Source organism: Micromonospora sp. WMMD987 (genome assembly GCF_029581435.1).
In the GTDB taxonomy this organism is placed as follows: Bacteria; Actinomycetota; Actinomycetes; order Mycobacteriales; family Micromonosporaceae; genus Micromonospora; species Micromonospora rifamycinica.
This window is the reverse complement of sequence record NZ_CP120861.1, coordinates 268,803-282,879: the sequence shown is the minus strand read 5'-3', so window position 1 is coordinate 282,879 and position 14,077 is coordinate 268,803. Positions and strand designations below refer to the sequence as shown.

19 protein-coding genes are annotated in these 14,077 nt (G+C 73.3%); 6 read left to right on the top strand and 13 right to left on the bottom strand.

Going from position 1 to position 14,077, the window contains the following annotated elements:
- Positions 1 to 117: 117 nt before the first annotated feature.
- Positions 118 to 732, bottom strand: coding sequence for a TetR/AcrR family transcriptional regulator (locus O7612_RS01190; RefSeq protein ID WP_282269659.1), 615 nt, complete (start codon positions 730 to 732; stop codon positions 118 to 120).
- A 160-nt stretch (positions 733 to 892) separates the two neighbouring features.
- Here O7612_RS01190 and O7612_RS01185 point away from each other — a divergent pair, with 160 nt between their 5' ends.
- Positions 893 to 1,315: a hypothetical protein gene (locus tag O7612_RS01185; RefSeq protein WP_282269657.1), complete on the top strand. Its 423-nt coding sequence runs from the start codon at positions 893 to 895 to the stop codon at positions 1,313 to 1,315.
- On the opposite strand, the gene O7612_RS01180 is transcribed toward O7612_RS01185, so the two are convergent.
- From O7612_RS01180 to O7612_RS01160, 5 genes are all read right to left on the bottom strand, one after another.
- The gene (locus tag O7612_RS01180) at positions 1,287 to 2,918 is read right to left on the bottom strand and encodes a hypothetical protein (RefSeq protein ID WP_282269655.1); all 1,632 of its coding nucleotides are present in this window, start codon (positions 2,916 to 2,918) and stop codon (positions 1,287 to 1,289) included. The two genes, O7612_RS01185 and O7612_RS01180, sit on opposite strands and share 29 nt — an antisense overlap.
- Before the next feature lie 175 nt (positions 2,919 to 3,093).
- Entirely contained in the window at positions 3,094 to 3,996 is a 903-nt protein-coding gene (locus O7612_RS01175; protein WP_067300838.1) for a sulfurtransferase, read from the bottom strand.
- A gap of 167 nt (positions 3,997 to 4,163) precedes the next feature.
- Positions 4,164 to 4,613: a hypothetical protein gene (locus O7612_RS01170; RefSeq protein ID WP_282269654.1), complete on the bottom strand. Its 450-nt coding sequence runs from the start codon at positions 4,611 to 4,613 to the stop codon at positions 4,164 to 4,166.
- Positions 4,614 to 4,615: 2 nt separating this feature from the next.
- A complete protein-coding gene (locus tag O7612_RS01165) occupies positions 4,616 to 5,386 on the bottom strand; it encodes an SGNH/GDSL hydrolase family protein (protein ID WP_282269653.1) in 771 nt (256 codons plus the stop codon).
- Between the two features lie 202 nt (positions 5,387 to 5,588).
- Positions 5,589 to 5,933 (bottom strand): hypothetical protein, encoded by a 345-nt coding sequence (locus tag O7612_RS01160; RefSeq protein WP_282269652.1) that lies wholly within the window; start codon positions 5,931 to 5,933, stop codon positions 5,589 to 5,591.
- A gap of 221 nt (positions 5,934 to 6,154) precedes the next feature.
- Between O7612_RS01160 and O7612_RS01155 the strand changes: the two genes are divergently transcribed.
- Together O7612_RS01155 and O7612_RS01150 are read left to right on the top strand one after the other, a co-directional pair.
- A complete protein-coding gene (locus O7612_RS01155) occupies positions 6,155 to 6,958 on the top strand; it encodes a helix-turn-helix transcriptional regulator (RefSeq protein WP_282269651.1) in 804 nt (267 codons plus the stop codon).
- Positions 6,949 to 7,143, top strand: coding sequence for a DUF397 domain-containing protein (locus tag O7612_RS01150; RefSeq protein ID WP_067300854.1), 195 nt, complete (start codon positions 6,949 to 6,951; stop codon positions 7,141 to 7,143). The genes O7612_RS01155 and O7612_RS01150 overlap by 10 nt, the downstream gene beginning before the upstream one ends.
- Before the next feature lie 47 nt (positions 7,144 to 7,190).
- On the opposite strand, the gene O7612_RS01145 is transcribed toward O7612_RS01150, so the two are convergent.
- A complete protein-coding gene (locus O7612_RS01145; protein WP_282269649.1) occupies positions 7,191 to 7,925 on the bottom strand; it encodes a class I SAM-dependent methyltransferase in 735 nt (244 codons plus the stop codon).
- Between the two features lie 173 nt (positions 7,926 to 8,098).
- Between O7612_RS01145 and O7612_RS01140 the strand changes: the two genes are divergently transcribed.
- The 3 genes from O7612_RS01140 (at position 8,099) to O7612_RS01130 (ending at position 9,672) form a co-directional block, all read left to right on the top strand.
- Positions 8,099 to 8,518: a CBS domain-containing protein gene (locus tag O7612_RS01140; RefSeq protein WP_067300861.1), complete on the top strand. Its 420-nt coding sequence runs from the start codon at positions 8,099 to 8,101 to the stop codon at positions 8,516 to 8,518.
- 75 nt (positions 8,519 to 8,593) lie between these two features.
- Entirely contained in the window at positions 8,594 to 9,019 is a 426-nt protein-coding gene (locus tag O7612_RS01135) for a SufE family protein (RefSeq protein ID WP_282269644.1), read from the top strand.
- 20 nt (positions 9,020 to 9,039) lie between these two features.
- Entirely contained in the window at positions 9,040 to 9,672 is a 633-nt protein-coding gene (locus O7612_RS01130; RefSeq protein WP_282269642.1) for a DsbA family oxidoreductase, read from the top strand.
- A gap of 90 nt (positions 9,673 to 9,762) precedes the next feature.
- On the opposite strand, the gene O7612_RS01125 is transcribed toward O7612_RS01130, so the two are convergent.
- The 6 genes from O7612_RS01125 to O7612_RS01100 form a co-directional block, all read right to left on the bottom strand.
- Positions 9,763 to 10,311: a YbaK/EbsC family protein gene (locus tag O7612_RS01125; RefSeq protein WP_282269640.1), complete on the bottom strand. Its 549-nt coding sequence runs from the start codon at positions 10,309 to 10,311 to the stop codon at positions 9,763 to 9,765.
- Positions 10,312 to 10,412: 101 nt separating this feature from the next.
- Positions 10,413 to 10,607: a hypothetical protein gene (locus O7612_RS01120; RefSeq protein WP_067300874.1), complete on the bottom strand. Its 195-nt coding sequence runs from the start codon at positions 10,605 to 10,607 to the stop codon at positions 10,413 to 10,415.
- Positions 10,608 to 10,644: 37 nt separating this feature from the next.
- On the bottom strand, positions 10,645 to 11,430 hold the full coding sequence (locus tag O7612_RS01115; protein ID WP_282269638.1) for an NAD(P)H-binding protein: 786 nt from the start codon (positions 11,428 to 11,430) through the stop codon (positions 10,645 to 10,647).
- An 85-nt stretch (positions 11,431 to 11,515) separates the two neighbouring features.
- Entirely contained in the window at positions 11,516 to 12,151 is a 636-nt protein-coding gene (locus tag O7612_RS01110; protein ID WP_282269636.1) for a GAP family protein, read from the bottom strand.
- 51 nt (positions 12,152 to 12,202) lie between these two features.
- Entirely contained in the window at positions 12,203 to 13,573 is a 1,371-nt protein-coding gene (locus O7612_RS01105) for an MFS transporter (RefSeq protein WP_282269634.1), read from the bottom strand.
- 88 nt (positions 13,574 to 13,661) lie between these two features.
- Positions 13,662 to 13,922, bottom strand: a complete 261-nt coding sequence (locus tag O7612_RS01100) for a hypothetical protein (protein WP_067300884.1) — start codon at positions 13,920 to 13,922, stop codon at positions 13,662 to 13,664.
- Positions 13,923 to 14,077: the final 155 nt, after the last annotated feature.

Below are 14,077 nucleotides of genomic sequence, written 5' to 3'. Positions count from 1 at the left end.
GCGACCACGAGTCGGGCCGGAGTGTCGACGAACCACCCGGGCAGCCGGGCGGCACGGTCAGGGGCCGGGCGGCACGGTCAGGGGCCGGGCGGCACGGTCAGGGGCCGGGCGGCACGGTCAGGGGCCGGTCTCGGCCAGTAGGGCGGCCAGCGCGGCGGCCCGCAGCAGGGCCGCCCGTCGCCGCCGGTCGACCTCGCCGCCGAGGAAGGGGGTGGAGTTCATCAGGCCGAACGCGGCATGCGCCAGCACCCGCGCCTCCCCGTCGGGCAGCCCCGGGTGCAGGGCGGTCAACACGGTCACCCACTCCTCGACGTACAACCGCTGGAGCCTGCGGATACGCCGCCGCGGCTCGTCCGGGAGACGGTCGAGTTCGTGCAGGTGCAGAGCGATGACCGCCGGGTTGGCCAGCGCGAAGTCGACGTGGAAGTCGATCAGCGACTCCAGCGCGCCGCGCGGGTCGCCGGGACGGCTGGCGGCCCGGTCCCGCCCGCCGTCGAGCAACCCCTCGCTGACCGGGATCAGCGCGGCGGCCAGCATCGCCTCCTTGCCGGCGAAGTGGTGGTAGAGGGCGGGACCGGTCACCCCGGCCGCCGCGCCGATGTCGTCCATGGAGACCCCGTGGTAGCCGCGGGCGGCGAAGAGCCCGACCGCGATCTCCAGGATCTCGTCGCGCCTCGACCGGCGCCGGCCCGCACCGCCCACGCTGCCCCTCGCCTGCTGCCCCACCGTCACCCGGCAAGCGTAGACCTCGACCCGGACAGCGGGGGCCACGGTTACCCGCCGGTTCACCAGGCGGACGGTGCCGGGTCGACGTCCGACGGCATCGATCGCCGGACGGCACGGCCCGCCACCCCTAGCCTGGAGGGGAGCGGTCCACGCGACGAAGGGCGGGATGACGGTGCGGCAACGGGACCGGTCGTTACCGCTCGCCGGAGGTCTGCTGCTCGGCGCCGGGATGTTCGACCTGCTGGCCGGGATCGGCGACGTCGACAGCGGCGACGTGTACGCCTCGCTGCACGCCGACGGGTTGGTCTTCTACGACCTCACCAGTTGGGCCTGGCTGCACGTGGCGAGCGGGGTGCTGCTGGTGGCGACCGGTCTGGCCGTCGCGTCCGGCCGACACCGGTGGGTCACGGCCGCCCTGGTGGTCGGTGCGGTGGTCGTCGTCGTCCACCTGTTGTTCGCGCCCTACCACCCGGTCGAGGCGTTGATCGTGGTGGGCCTGACCCTGGCCGCCGCGCGGCTGGTCGTCCGGCACCGCCGCGCCGGGCGGCGGGATCCGCCGGTCAGGACGGCTGGCAGACCCTCCCGGTGAAGGACGGGTCCGGTTGCCGCCGGTCGTTCCACGCCGGGTTGACCCGGATGGCCAGCGGGGGTGCCTGCCAGCCCGCACCGAGCTGCTGGAGCAGCGGATACTCCCGGCGTTGCCGACTCTCCGGCAGCCCGGCGAGAAAGTGGACCAGCCGGTCCTGGACCAGCGACCGGCCCAGCAGCCCGCCGTGCACCCCGGGCATCTGGAAGACCGGGATACCGGTGTAGTCGCCGGGAGGGGCCTCGGTGGCCGTGGTGGTCGGCAGGAAGGCCAACATCCGGACACCCGGCACCGGGCACATCAACTGGTTGCGGTAGAAGGGCGCGTTGTCCAGCAGCGACCGGATGAACGGGTCGTCCGGGCCGGTGTCGTCGACCCCGACCAGCCTGATCGCTCCGAGCAGGGCGCGGAGCTGCCAGCCGGTGACCACGCCCCAGCCCCGGTCCGCGCCGGGCGGCGGGTAGTACGCCCGACCCGCGTTGATCAACGGGCTGAACATGACCAGGGTGTCGACCGTCGGGTGCGGACGCTGCGCGAGGTAGGTACGGGCCAGCATCGCCCCCTCGCTCTCCCCGATCAGGGCGACCGGCCGACCGGTACGCCGGTGCAGCCGGTCCACCTGGTTCTCCAGCAGGGCGGCGCTGCTCTCCAGCGACCGGGTGGTCTCCCTCGGCCGGTACGGCAGCGGCCGACCGTCCCCGGCCAGCCCCCGGTAGGAGAACCGTTCCACGTTCGGGTCGACCGGTGGCGTCCCGTCGTAGGCGGAACCGTGCCCGGCGAGGACGATCACCGCGTGCCCGACGTCCGGTGGCAGCCGCTGCCCGAGCACCACCTGTTCGACCGTCACCCCGCCCGGGACGACCTGCACCAGTGCCGGGATGGCCAGCGGCACGGCGAGGGCCAGCAGAACCGCGATCGGGGTGGCCGGCACCCGGCTCCACCGCACCCGGGACGTCCGCACGGCCACGTGCACGGTGCGTTCCCAGAGCAGCCCGTTGGCCACCCCGGCGAGCAGCGCGACCGGCACCGTCCACCAGCCGGGGACGCTCCAGCACAGCGCGCCGGCCACGGTGATCACCACGAGGTTCAGCAGGGACCAGCCGACCAGGGCGATCGACGGCAGCCCACGCCACCAGGACGCGGCCACCGCAGCCCGTTGCAGGAACGGCGCGAGCAGGAACATCGGCAGCAGCGAGGCGAGCAGCACCCAGGAGAGCGCGACCACCGACGCGGCCACCGAGATCAGCGCCCACGGCGCGACCAGCACGGTGACCACCGCGGACAGCCCGAGGTTGCGCCGGAGCAGCCGGCGCAGGCCGGGACGGGCCACCTCGGCGGGCCAGGCGAGCGCGACCAGTCCGGTGGTGAGCACCCCACGGAACCCGACCAACAGCAGCAGCCCGGCCAGGAATGCGGGCCACGAGTCGTGGTAGACGTACAGCCAGCGCAGGTCGTGATAGGTGTCGTACGGCCAGACGGCGGTGACCTGGGAGGAGAGTCCCTGGGCGGCGACGAACCCGAGGCGGACCAGCACCACCGCCTCGATAGCCGGTGGCACGGCGGCCAGGGCGCACAGCGCCGTCAGCCGGGGTCGCGGTCGGTGCACGCCGTCTCCTCACCGGGTGACCAGGGTTCCACCAGCAGGTTCCCCCGCCCGGCGACCGCGTGTCGGTGATACCGCCGATCTCCCGCCGGCCATCCACCCGACGGACCGTGCCACGCCCCCGACGCCCTGGTGCGGCGTCCCGGGGTCGGAACGCCGGACCGGCGACGGCGGGCGGTCAGCCGGCCAGGCCGCCGGGCTGGTCGCCCCGGACCACGGGAGCGCGGACCAGGTTGCCCCACTCGGTCCACGAGCCGTCGTAGTTGCGCACCTGGGGGAAGCCCAGCAGGTGGTGCAGGACGAACCAGGTGTGGCTGGACCGCTCACCGATCCGGCAGTACGCCACCACGTCGTCGGCCGGGCTCAGCCCGAGCTGGTCGGTGTAGATCGCCCGCAGCTCGTCGGCCGACTTGAAGGTGCCGTCGTCGTTCGCGGCGGACTTCCACGGCTTGCTCACCGCGCCCGGGATGTGCCCGCCGCGCAGCGCCCCCTCCTGCGGGTAGTCCGGCATGTGCAGCATCTCGCCGGTGTACTCGCCCGGCGACCGCACGTCGACCAGCGGCCGGCCCGCCGCCACGTGCGCCATCACCTGCTCCCGGTACGCCCGGACCGGCGCGTCGTTGCGCTGCGGCACCGGATAGTCGGCGCGCGGCCGGACCGTCTTCTCCCGGGTCAGCTCACGCCCCTCGGCGATCCACTTCTGCCGGCCGCCGTCGAGCAGCCGGACGTCGGCGTGACCGAACAGGGTGAACACCCACAGCGCGTACGCGGCCCACCAGTTGAAGTTGTCGCCGTAGAAGACGACCGTGTCGTCCCGGCCGATGCCCTTGGCCGCGCACAGCTCGGCGAAGCTCTCCGCGTCCAGGTAGTCCCGGGTGACCTGGTCGTTCAGCTCGGTGTGCCAGTCGACCTTGACGGCCCCCGGGAGGTGACCGGTGTCGTAGAGCAGCACGTCCTCGTCGGATTCGACCACGACGAGACCCTCGTCGCCGAGGTGCTCGGCCAGCCACTCGGTGGTGACCAGCCGCTGCGGGTCGGCGTAGGACTGGAGGCGGGGATGCGGATCACTCGGCACAGACATGATCCCCAAGTTACGCCGGTATCCGTGGCACCGACCGCCCAACGGGCCCGCCCCGGCCCCCGGTCGCGTCCCGATCGCCCCGGTCCCCGGCCCGCCTTGGCCCGCCTTGGCCCCGGCCCCGGCCCCGGTCCGCTCGGCGCGGCACCGGCACCGCGCCGCCGGGACGGTCAGGCCCGGCGGTGCACCAGGCGACCGGCGACGATGGTGGCGAGACAGCGGCCGTCGTCGGCGAAGACGGCCAGGTCGGCCCGGTCACCGGCGGCCAGCACGGGAGGCCGGGCCGCGTCGAGGACGGCGACGTCGGTACGGGCCACCGCCGCCCGTACCGCCGGGTCGGTGACATGCCCGGCGAGCACCGCGCCGACGCCGACCCGGAGCAGGGCGTGCACCCGTTCGCGCGGGCTGGGGGCCGGCGGCAGCGGCCCGTCGTGCACCAGTGCCGGCCCGAGCGTGCCGGGCCACCGCCGCACCCGCACCATCGGGTACGCCTGCGTCAGCTCCTCGACCGAGCCGAGCGCCTCGATCCGGTCGCCGTCGACCAGCACCGCCCAGCCCGGCAACGGTCCGCCGTCGTCGACGGTGCGGCGCAGCAGCGGGGCGGTGTGGAGGGTGCGCACGGTCAGTCGACCACCGGGCCGAGGATCGGGCGCTTGGCGGTGACCGTGTCGCCGGAGGACCGGCCGGTGAGCCGACGGGTGATCCACGGGGCCAGGTGCCGGCCGACCCAGCTCAGGTCGGCCGCGCGGGCGCTGAGCCAGGGGGTGGCGGCCGGGTGCTCCGGCACCATCAGCCACTCCTCGTCACAGCCCACGCCGAGCGTGGTCAGCACCTGGGCGGCGACCCGCCGGTGCCCGGCGGCGGACAGGTGCAGCCGGTCGGGGCTCCAGAGCACCGGGTTGAGCCGGTACGTGTCGTCGGTGAACAGGTCGATCAGGATCGCGCCGTGCCGCTCGGCGATCTCACCGATGATCCGGTTGATCAGCGCGATCCGGGGGGAGACGAGGCGCTGGCCGGGCAGCCGGGCCAACACGTCGGCGAACCGGAAGAGGATCACGTCGGCGCCGACGGACCGCAACCGGCCCACCACCTCGTCGAAGCGGGTGGCCAGCGCGTCCGGGTCGAAGGTGCGTCGCAGCACGTCGTTCCCGCCGGCCGCGAAGCTGATCAGGTCGGGCTTCATGGCGAGCGCGGCGGGCACCTGCTCGGCGACGACACTCGGGAAGAGCCGACCCCGGATCGCCAGGTTCGCGTAGCCGAAGTCCGGGCCGACCTCGGCGGCCAGCCGGGTCGCCACCAGGTCCGCCCAGCCCCGGTAGGTGCCGTCGGGGTACGCGTCGTCCATGCCCTCGGTGAAGCTGTCCCCGACCGCCACGAAGCTCCGCCAGCGCACGCCGCCCCCCTCATGCCTTCGTTTCCTGCGGCGACCAGTCTGTCACCGGCCGGTCCCGGGCCACCGCCGCCCACCACCCGAACGTGGCCCAGGTCATCGACGCCCGCCGCACCCTTGATCCACTCACCTGCCGCACCGTTGATCCACCCACGGGCGATGTCGATCCCGGCCCGGCCCGGCCACCCCGACCGGCCCGGCCAGCTCAGTCCGGCGGGGGTGGGGTGGCCGGTCGCCGACGGTAGGGCACCCAGGCGACGAAGCGCTCGAACAGGTCACGGGGCGTCGGCCCGTCCTGCGGGTTCAGCCGGAACAGGTCGTGGCTCGCCTCGTGATAGAGCCCCGACAGATAGACGGCCAGGTCGACGAGGTGTGTGTCGTACTCGATGCGGAGCAGGAGCCGGGCCTCGGCGCACGGCCACGGGCCGCCGCAGGCCCGGCACACCCACAGCGGTCGCAGCGGCAGGTGCGGTGGGCAGCCCGGCGGGTGGGAGCGGGGCCGGTCGGCATACGGGCCGAGGCGGGGCACCGGAAAGCGACGGGAGTTCACCGGTCTCGACCTCCTGATGGCGGTGGGGACGGGGCCGCCCCTGCACGGGGGGTCACGGGCGGCCCCGCAGCGGGCCGGACGGAAGGCGACCCGCTGGTGACATTCTGGTGATGGCACCACTACTGTCGGAAGGCATCGACGCCGGCCCGGGTGAGGTCGGGTCGACGGGGAGGGCCGCCCGGTCGGACCGGGGAGGCGGCCGGGACAACCGTGGAGGACGTGTGGAAAGTGAACCGACCGCCGAGCTGATCCGGGCACAACTGCGCAGACTGCGGCTGCACGCGGAGCTGAGCCAGGAGGAGTTCGGCAAGCTGGTCCACTTCTCCGGCTCCCAGATCTCGGCCATCGAGCTGGGCCAACGCCCGTTCGACAGGCTGTTCCTGAAGCGGGCGGACGAGGTCCTGACGACCGGCGGGCTGCTCACCTCGCTGCTCAGGCTGGCCGAGCGCTACTCGCAACCGAACTGGTTCCGGCCCTGGCTGGAGGCCGAACGCCAGGCACAGCAGCTCTGGTGCTACCACCCGACGCTCGTCCCGGGTCTGTTGCAGACGGAGAACTACGCCCGTGCGGTGATCCGGGCCGACGACATGCTCAGTGACGACGAGGTGGAGCGACGGCTCGCGGTCCGACTGGACCGGCAGAACGTGCTCACTCGTTCGCAGCCGCCGAAGCTGATCGCGGTGGTGGAGGAGGCGGTGCTCCGGCGCGCGGACGAGAGCTTCCGGGGCCTGATGGTGCAGCAGATCGCCCACCTGCTGGAGTGCATCGACCAGCCGAACGTCAGCATCCACGTGATACCTGCCGAGGTCAGCACCCACGTCGGTCTCGCCGGCCCGTTCACCCTGGCGCTCGGCAACGACAGCGGTTGGGTGGGTTATCTGGAGAATCAGCTCGATGGCACCACGATCGACAAGGACGGTGAGCTGACTATCCTGATCGCTCGGTGGGAGAGCGTCCGCAGCGAGGCCCTGCCGCACAACCAGTCGGCACTGCTGATGAAGGAAGTGATGACGTCATGGAGCTGACCGGTGCCACCTGGCGCAAGTCCACCCGCAGCGGCAACAGCGAGTGCGTCGAGGTCGCCGACGGTCTACCCGGCGTCGTCGGGGTGCGTGACAGCAAGGACCCGACCGGTCCCGTCCTCACCTTCGACCGCCGGGCCTGGCGGTCCTTCGTCGCCGCCACCGGCAACGGTGTCGGCACCCGCTGACCCACCCCGGCCCGCCGAGGGCGGCCCGCCACGTCGGGAGCGTGCGGCTAGGGCAGGCGGTAGACGGAGACGTGGGAGCGGGATTCGGCGGTGAACTCGCTCCCGGCCCAGTCCGCGTGCCGGCTCTCCAGCGTGAACCCGGCGAGCTGCGCCATCAGGTCCAGCTCGGCGGGCCAGACGTAGCGGTGCGGGGTACGGAACAGCTCCGCCTGCCGGCTGTCGGCGAACCGGAAGTGGTGCGACACCAGGTGCTGGTTCAGCACGTCGTAGGTGTCCACCCCGAGGTAGCCGGGTTCGGAGTGCCAGACCACCGCCTGCTGCCCGGGTGGAAGTTTGCGCAGCTCGGGCACCCACAGCTCGATGACGAACCGGCCACCCTCGCCGAGGTGCCGGGCGGCGTTGCGGAAGCACGCCACCTGCTCGGCCTGGGTGAGCAGGTTGGCGACCGTGTTGTAGACCAGATAGACCAGTGAGTATTCGCCCGGGGCTACAGCGGTGGCCATGTCACCGGCGACCACCGGGATGGTCTGTGCGTCCACCTTGGTGCGGAGCTGCGCGATCATCGGGGCGGACAGTTCGATCCCGGTCACCGGCACCCCCCGGGCGGCGAGCGGAACGGCCACCCGGCCGGTGCCGATGGCGAACTCCAGCGCCGGCCCGTCCCCCGCGAGGGCGGCGAGCCGGTCCACCGTCGGCCCCAGCACCTCGGCCGCGAACATCCCGGTGCCCGGCGTGTCGTAGTGCCGAGCAGCCTCGGCGTCCCAGATCTCGTCCTGCCGCATGCCATCGATGCTCAGCAATCCGGAACCCCCTGTCCACCGATTTCCCGCCCCACCCCGGCCCCGGGGATGGTCAGGGTGGTGGGTGCCGGTTCGGGTCGTGGGAACGGGGTGTAGCGCGCGCGCCACGGGGTACCGGAGTGGGATCGACCACGGGTGTTGTACGGAGGGCTGCCATGTACCGGGTCAGTGACGTGATGACGAAGCAGGTGGTCTACCTCGCGGTGGAGACCACCCTGGACGAGGCGGCCAGGGTGATGAAGGAGGCCGACATCGGGGACGTGGTGGTCACCGACGGCTCGACGCTGGCGGGCCTGCTGACCGACCGGGACATCGTGGTCCGGGCGGTCGCCGAGTGCAGTGATCCGACCACCACCACCATCGGTTCCATCATCACCCGGGAGGTGGTGATGATCGAGCAGCACGCCACGGCGGGTGAGGCGGTGGCGTTGATGCGCGAGCGCAACATCCGTCGGATCCTGGTCTGTGACAACGAGCGCAAGCTCGTCGGCATCGTCTCCCTGGGCGACCTGGCGATGCAGCTCGACCCCAGTTCGGCGCTCGCCGACATCAGCGAAGCCGCCCCCAACAGCTGAGCGGCGTGGCCGCCCCGACGCGGAGAGCGGCGGCATGGGCCGTAGGCCGCGCCGGGGCGGCGGTAGCCTGGCGGGATGTCCGAGATGCCGACCAGACTGGCCGAGATCGTCGAGGAGTTCGCCGACGCCCCCCGCGACGTGGTGCTGGAGATGCTGCTGGAGTACGCCGACGTGATCCCGCCGCTGCCCGCCGGGGTGGACCGCGACGATCTGGAACAGGTCCCCGAGTGCCAGACGGCGTTCTTCCTGCGGGCCGAGGTCAATCCGGACCGCACGGTGACCGCCGTGTTCGACTGCCCGCCGGAGGCACCCACCACCCGGGCCTTCGCCGGCATCCTCGCCGAAGGGCTGGCCGGAGCGAGCGCCGAGCAGGTGCTGGGCGTCCCGGACGATCTCTACCAACGGATGGGGCTGGCCCAGGCGATCAGCCCACTGCGGGTGCGCGGCGGCACGGCGATCCTGACCCGACTCAAGCGGCAGGTTCGGGAACAAGCCGGCTGAGCTGCGGGTTGTCTCCGATCATGGAGATCGACATCTACGCCGACGTGGTCTGCCCCTGGTGCTACATCGGCAAGCGCCGCTTCGAACAGGCCCTGGCGTCGTACGACGGTGAGGTGACCGTCCGGTACCGGCCGTTCCAGCTCGACCCGACGCCGGTGGCCGCGCCGCAGCCACTACTCGACGCGCTGGCCGCGAAGTTCGGCGGTCGGGAACGGGCGGAACAGATGGCCGACCAGGTGACCCGGGTCGCCGCCGGGGTGGGGCTGACCCTCAACTTCGACCGGGCGGTGAGCGCCAACACCTTCGACGCGCACCGGCTGGTCCGCTTCGCCGACGGTCACGGCCGGGCGGGCGAGCTGGTCGAGGCGCTCTACCGGGCGCACTTCACCGACGGGGTGGACGTCGGATCGCCGTCGGCGCTGGTCGCGCTGGCCACCTCGGTCGGGCTGGACGAGACCGAGGTACGCGACCACCTGGCGTCCGACGCGGGCCGGCGCGAGGTGGCCGCCGATCTGGCCGCCGCCCACCGGCTCGGGGTGAGCAGCGTGCCTACCTTCGTGCTCGCCGGCAGGTACGGCGTCACCGGGGCGCAGGAGCCGGAGACCCTGCTCGCCGCCCTGACCGAGGTGGCCCAGCGCGAGTCCACCCCCTGACGCCGGACGACCCCGATCGGCAGCCGGCGAGCAGGCAGGCATCGACAGATGCCATGTTTCACGTGCAACAACATCCATGAATGTCGCTGACTAGACCGGCCGGGCCAGACCCTCCATCACCCGTGCGCCCGGCAGCGCGCCGAGCGCCGGCCCGGGAAGGGCGATCTTGCTGTGCCGTACGCCGGAGCCGATGATCACGTGCGGGGCGGCGATCACCCGGGCATCGACCAGGATCGGCCAGGACTCCGGCAGCCCGATCGGGGTGATCCCGCCGTACTCCATCCCGGTCGACTCGACCGCCTCAGCCATCGGGGCGAAGCTCGCCTTGCGGACGTCCAGCGCCCGGCGGGCCACCCCGTTGACGTCGACCCGGGTGGTGGCGAGCACCACACAGGCGGCGTACCGGATCCCGCCCTCCCGCTTGCCGGCGATCACCACGCAGTTCGCCGACACGTCCAGCCCCACCTCGTACGCCGCGCAGAAGGCCGCCGTGTCGGCGAGGGTGGCGTCGATCGGCGCGACCAGCACCTCGTCGACGTCGACCGGGGCCTCTGCCGGCCACTGCGCCAGCGCGGCGGTCACCGGCGGAGCCAGCAGGTCGACGCGGGTCCGGGCGGGCTCGGTCTGCAACGTTCCCATCACGGCAGCGATCCTCGCACCCCGGACCGCACGCCGCCCACCGGGCCGCGTCCACAGGCCGGGTCGTGAGTCATCACCTGCGGACCACCCGGTCCGGCGCGTCAGTTGCCACCGAGGAAGGAGTTCTCCCGCAGGAAGGCCCGGTCGTCGGCCGACGCGGACCGGGCCACCCGCAGCGACTGCGGGCGGCGGGCCTCCAGGTCCTCCATGCCGTGTCGCACGGCGAGACGGATCACGCCGTAGAGGAAGACCAGGCCGAAGACGTAGAGCAGCACGGTGGCGACGAAGAGCAGCATGGCGTCACGGTAGGCGGGGACCGAATCCGCGCCCGGCTCATCTTCGGTCCGGTCCCCCGTACGTGTCGGCCAGGTATTCGGCCCAGGTCCGCCGTCCGGTCGGGGTGGCGCCCGTGGTCAGGCCACCCGCCCGCAGTTCCCGGCCCAACCGCCCCGGCAGGCGCACCGGCAGCAGTGGACGGTGGGACCGTCGGGCCGCGCGCCAGGCCCGTACCGCCTCGTCGAAGCGGAGCACCTCCGGGCCGCCGTACTCCTCGATCCCGTTGCGCGGTCCGGTGGTCAGCCGCTCCGCGAGGCGGGTGGCCACCTCCCGCGGGTCGACCGGCTGGGCCAGCACCGCCGGGTCACCCGGCACCGGACCGAGCCGGCTGGTGGTCCGCAACAGCCGGTCCAGGAACGCCGGGAACTGGGTGGCCCGCAGCACCGTCCACGGCACCGGGCCGGCCGCCAGCACCTGCTCCGCCGCCACCTTGTGCCGGTAGTACGGGATCGGCACCCGGTCGACGCCGACGATCGAGACGTACAGCAGGTGGCCCACCCCGGCGCCCGCGGCGGCCAACGCCAGCCGGCGGGTGCCCAGCACGTCGACCCGGTGCGTCCGGGCACCGCCACCGGCATGGGACGCCAGGTGCAGCACCGCGTCCATCCCGGCGACCGCCCCGGCCAACCCGGCGCCGGTGGCCAGGTCGGCGACCACCCAGTCCGCCGCCGGATCGTGCCGGGGCCGCCGGCTCATCGCCCGCACGGTGAATCCGTCGGTACGCAGCCGGGGCAGCACCGCCCGCCCCAGTGTCCCGCCGGCACCCGTCACCAGCACCCGCATCCCGTCCCCCTCCCTCGCGCCCGAAGAGCCGACCACCAGACCGACGAGCCGACCACCCGGAACGTGACAGAGAAAGGCCACGGTCTCAGGTGAGCAGGTCGACCACGGTCAGCACGAGGAAGAAGGCGACCACCACCTCGCTGATGATCCACGAGTGCCGGTCCGCCCAGTCGCGCATCCGGGGCAGCACCCGGTCCGCCCGGTCACCGAGCAGCAGCAACGCCAGCAACGGCAGGGCCAGCAACAGCAGGGTCAGCAGCATGAACGGCAGCAGGTGCCACCACGACAGGTCGTGCCGGGCGGCCGTCGCCCCCACCGCCACCATGGTGAGGTCGTCGGAGGGCATCACCAGGAACAGCAGCAGGCCCAGCCGGAGCGCGTACCCGAAGCCGGCGTGCTGGAGGTGGCCCATCCACCTCGGCTCGCCGGACGAGTGCCGTCGGACGAACACCACCACCGCCAGCACCACGAGCAGCCCCAGCACCAGCCAGTCGATGACCCGCTCGACCCTGCCGTGGCCGCCCCCACCGGCCGTACCCTTGACCACCCGGAAAACCAGCCAGGCGAGGGTGGTCCCGGCGGACACCACGATCGCCGCGCCGGACAGGAAGCCCAACGACGCCTGGCGGGGCCGGTCGCCGGAGGCGAGGAAGACCGCCGCCACCAGCTGCGTACCGGCCACCATCACCACGGCCATCGGCAGGATCGTCAGGAAGCTCATCGCTCCCCATCCTCCCGGTCACCCCGGTCGGCCAGGCGGGATTCGCCCGGATCAGGCGGTCCGCCCCCGGGTCGGCACCACCCGGCCGGCGAGCAGCGCGCCGAGCAGCGCACAGGCCACCGCCACGGCGAGCGTCCCCGCGTAACCGGCCGGGCCGGGCGTCGTCCCGGCGGCGAGCACCGCCCCGGTCAACGCCAGCACGGTGGCAGTGAACAACGAGTCGGCCAGTTGCAGCGACGAGCTGTTGCGCCCCTGTTCCCCGGGGGCCGACAGGGCCAGGGTCAGCACCGACAGCGACGGGTAGGCCAGGCCCATCCCGAGGCCGGCGACCGCCCAGCCGGCCACCCCGACCGCCACCGGCACGGTCGGCCAGACGGCCAGGGCGACCGTGGCCGTGCCCGCCGCCACGCAGGCCAGGCCGGCTCGGGGCAGGGTCGCCGAGGAGCGCGGCGCCGGCAGTCGCCCCTGGGTCCAGGAGCCCACCGCCCAGGACAACGCCCCGACGGTGAGCACCAGGCCGGCGGCGGTCGGCGAGAAACCCCGCTGCCGGGACAGCATCAGCGGGATGACCACCTCCGCACCCGCGAACGCCGCCGCCGCCAACCCGCGCAGTCCCACCACCGTGGGCAGGCCCCGGGCCGCGCGCAGGAACCCCGCCGGCAACAGTCGGGGCGCGCACACCCCCAGGCCGGCCAGGCTCACCGCCACCAGGATCATGGCGGACGCGCCGCGCTGCTGCCCCCCGTGGTGCAGCAGTGCGGCGCTCACCCCCGCTCCGGCCGCCCAGCCGATCCGGGCGACCGCGCCCGCCGGTGGCCCGGACGGCTTCGGCCGGTCGAGCGTGCGCAGGCCCGACTCGACCAGCAGCACCGCCGGCAGCGCCACCACCGGCACGGCGAGGAAGACCCACCGCCAGCCCAGGTGCTCGACGATCAGCCCGGCCACCGCCGGCCCGACCAGCGACGGTACGACCCACGCCGCCGCGAACGCGGCGAAGACCCGCCGTCGCAGTTCCTCCGGGTACGCCTGCCCGACCACCACGTACAGCGCGACGGAGAGCAGCCCGGAACCGAACCCCTGCACCGCCCGGCCGACCACCAGCGTGCCCATCGCGTCGGCGCTCCCGGCGACGAACAGCCCGACGACGAACAACCCGACCCCGCCCCACATCGGGGCACGTGGCCCCCGGGCGTCGCACCAGATGCCGGAGAGCACCATGGCGAGCACCCCGGCGGCGAACGAACCGCCGAAGGCGAGCGCGTACAACCCCAGCCCGTCCAACGCACGGGCCACCGTGGGCATCGCGGTGCCCACCGCCAACGCCTCGAAGGCGAGCAACGACACCAGGGCGACGCTGCCCACCGTCATCGCCCGCAGCCGCGGGTCGTAGAGGCGGGCCGCCGGGGCGAGGGTGGCGGTCACCGGACGACCCCGGCCCGGGACGGTACGACAGGCATGGACCCAGCCTGCGACCTGCACCCTGGTTGAGGTCAAGGGCCGACCGATCTCGTCACGCCGATTCCAGCGCCTCCCCGATCCCCTTGACCAACCCCGACAGGTGCTGGTCGGCGAGCAGGTGACCGGCGGTGATCACCAGGGCGAGCGGCCACTCGATGACCTGGAGGGCGGCGAGCACCCCCAGCCCCGCGTAGTAGGCGATCTTGTCCGGTGGTGGCACCGCCACCTCGCCCAGCATCGGCACCTCCACCCGTCGGGTGTACGCGTGGACCGTCTCCCGGCTGCCACTGAGGTTCTTCGTGATCGTGCTCATCGCGGCCTCCCGCCGACTCGTCGGATCGTCAGCCGGATTCCACGGGCACCGCCGTCCATGCCCCGCCACCGGCGGAAACTTCCCCCACCCGGGGGGCATAACGGACGCCCTGCCGGGAAGCCATGCCGCCTGACGAACGCGGGAGGCGAGATGGC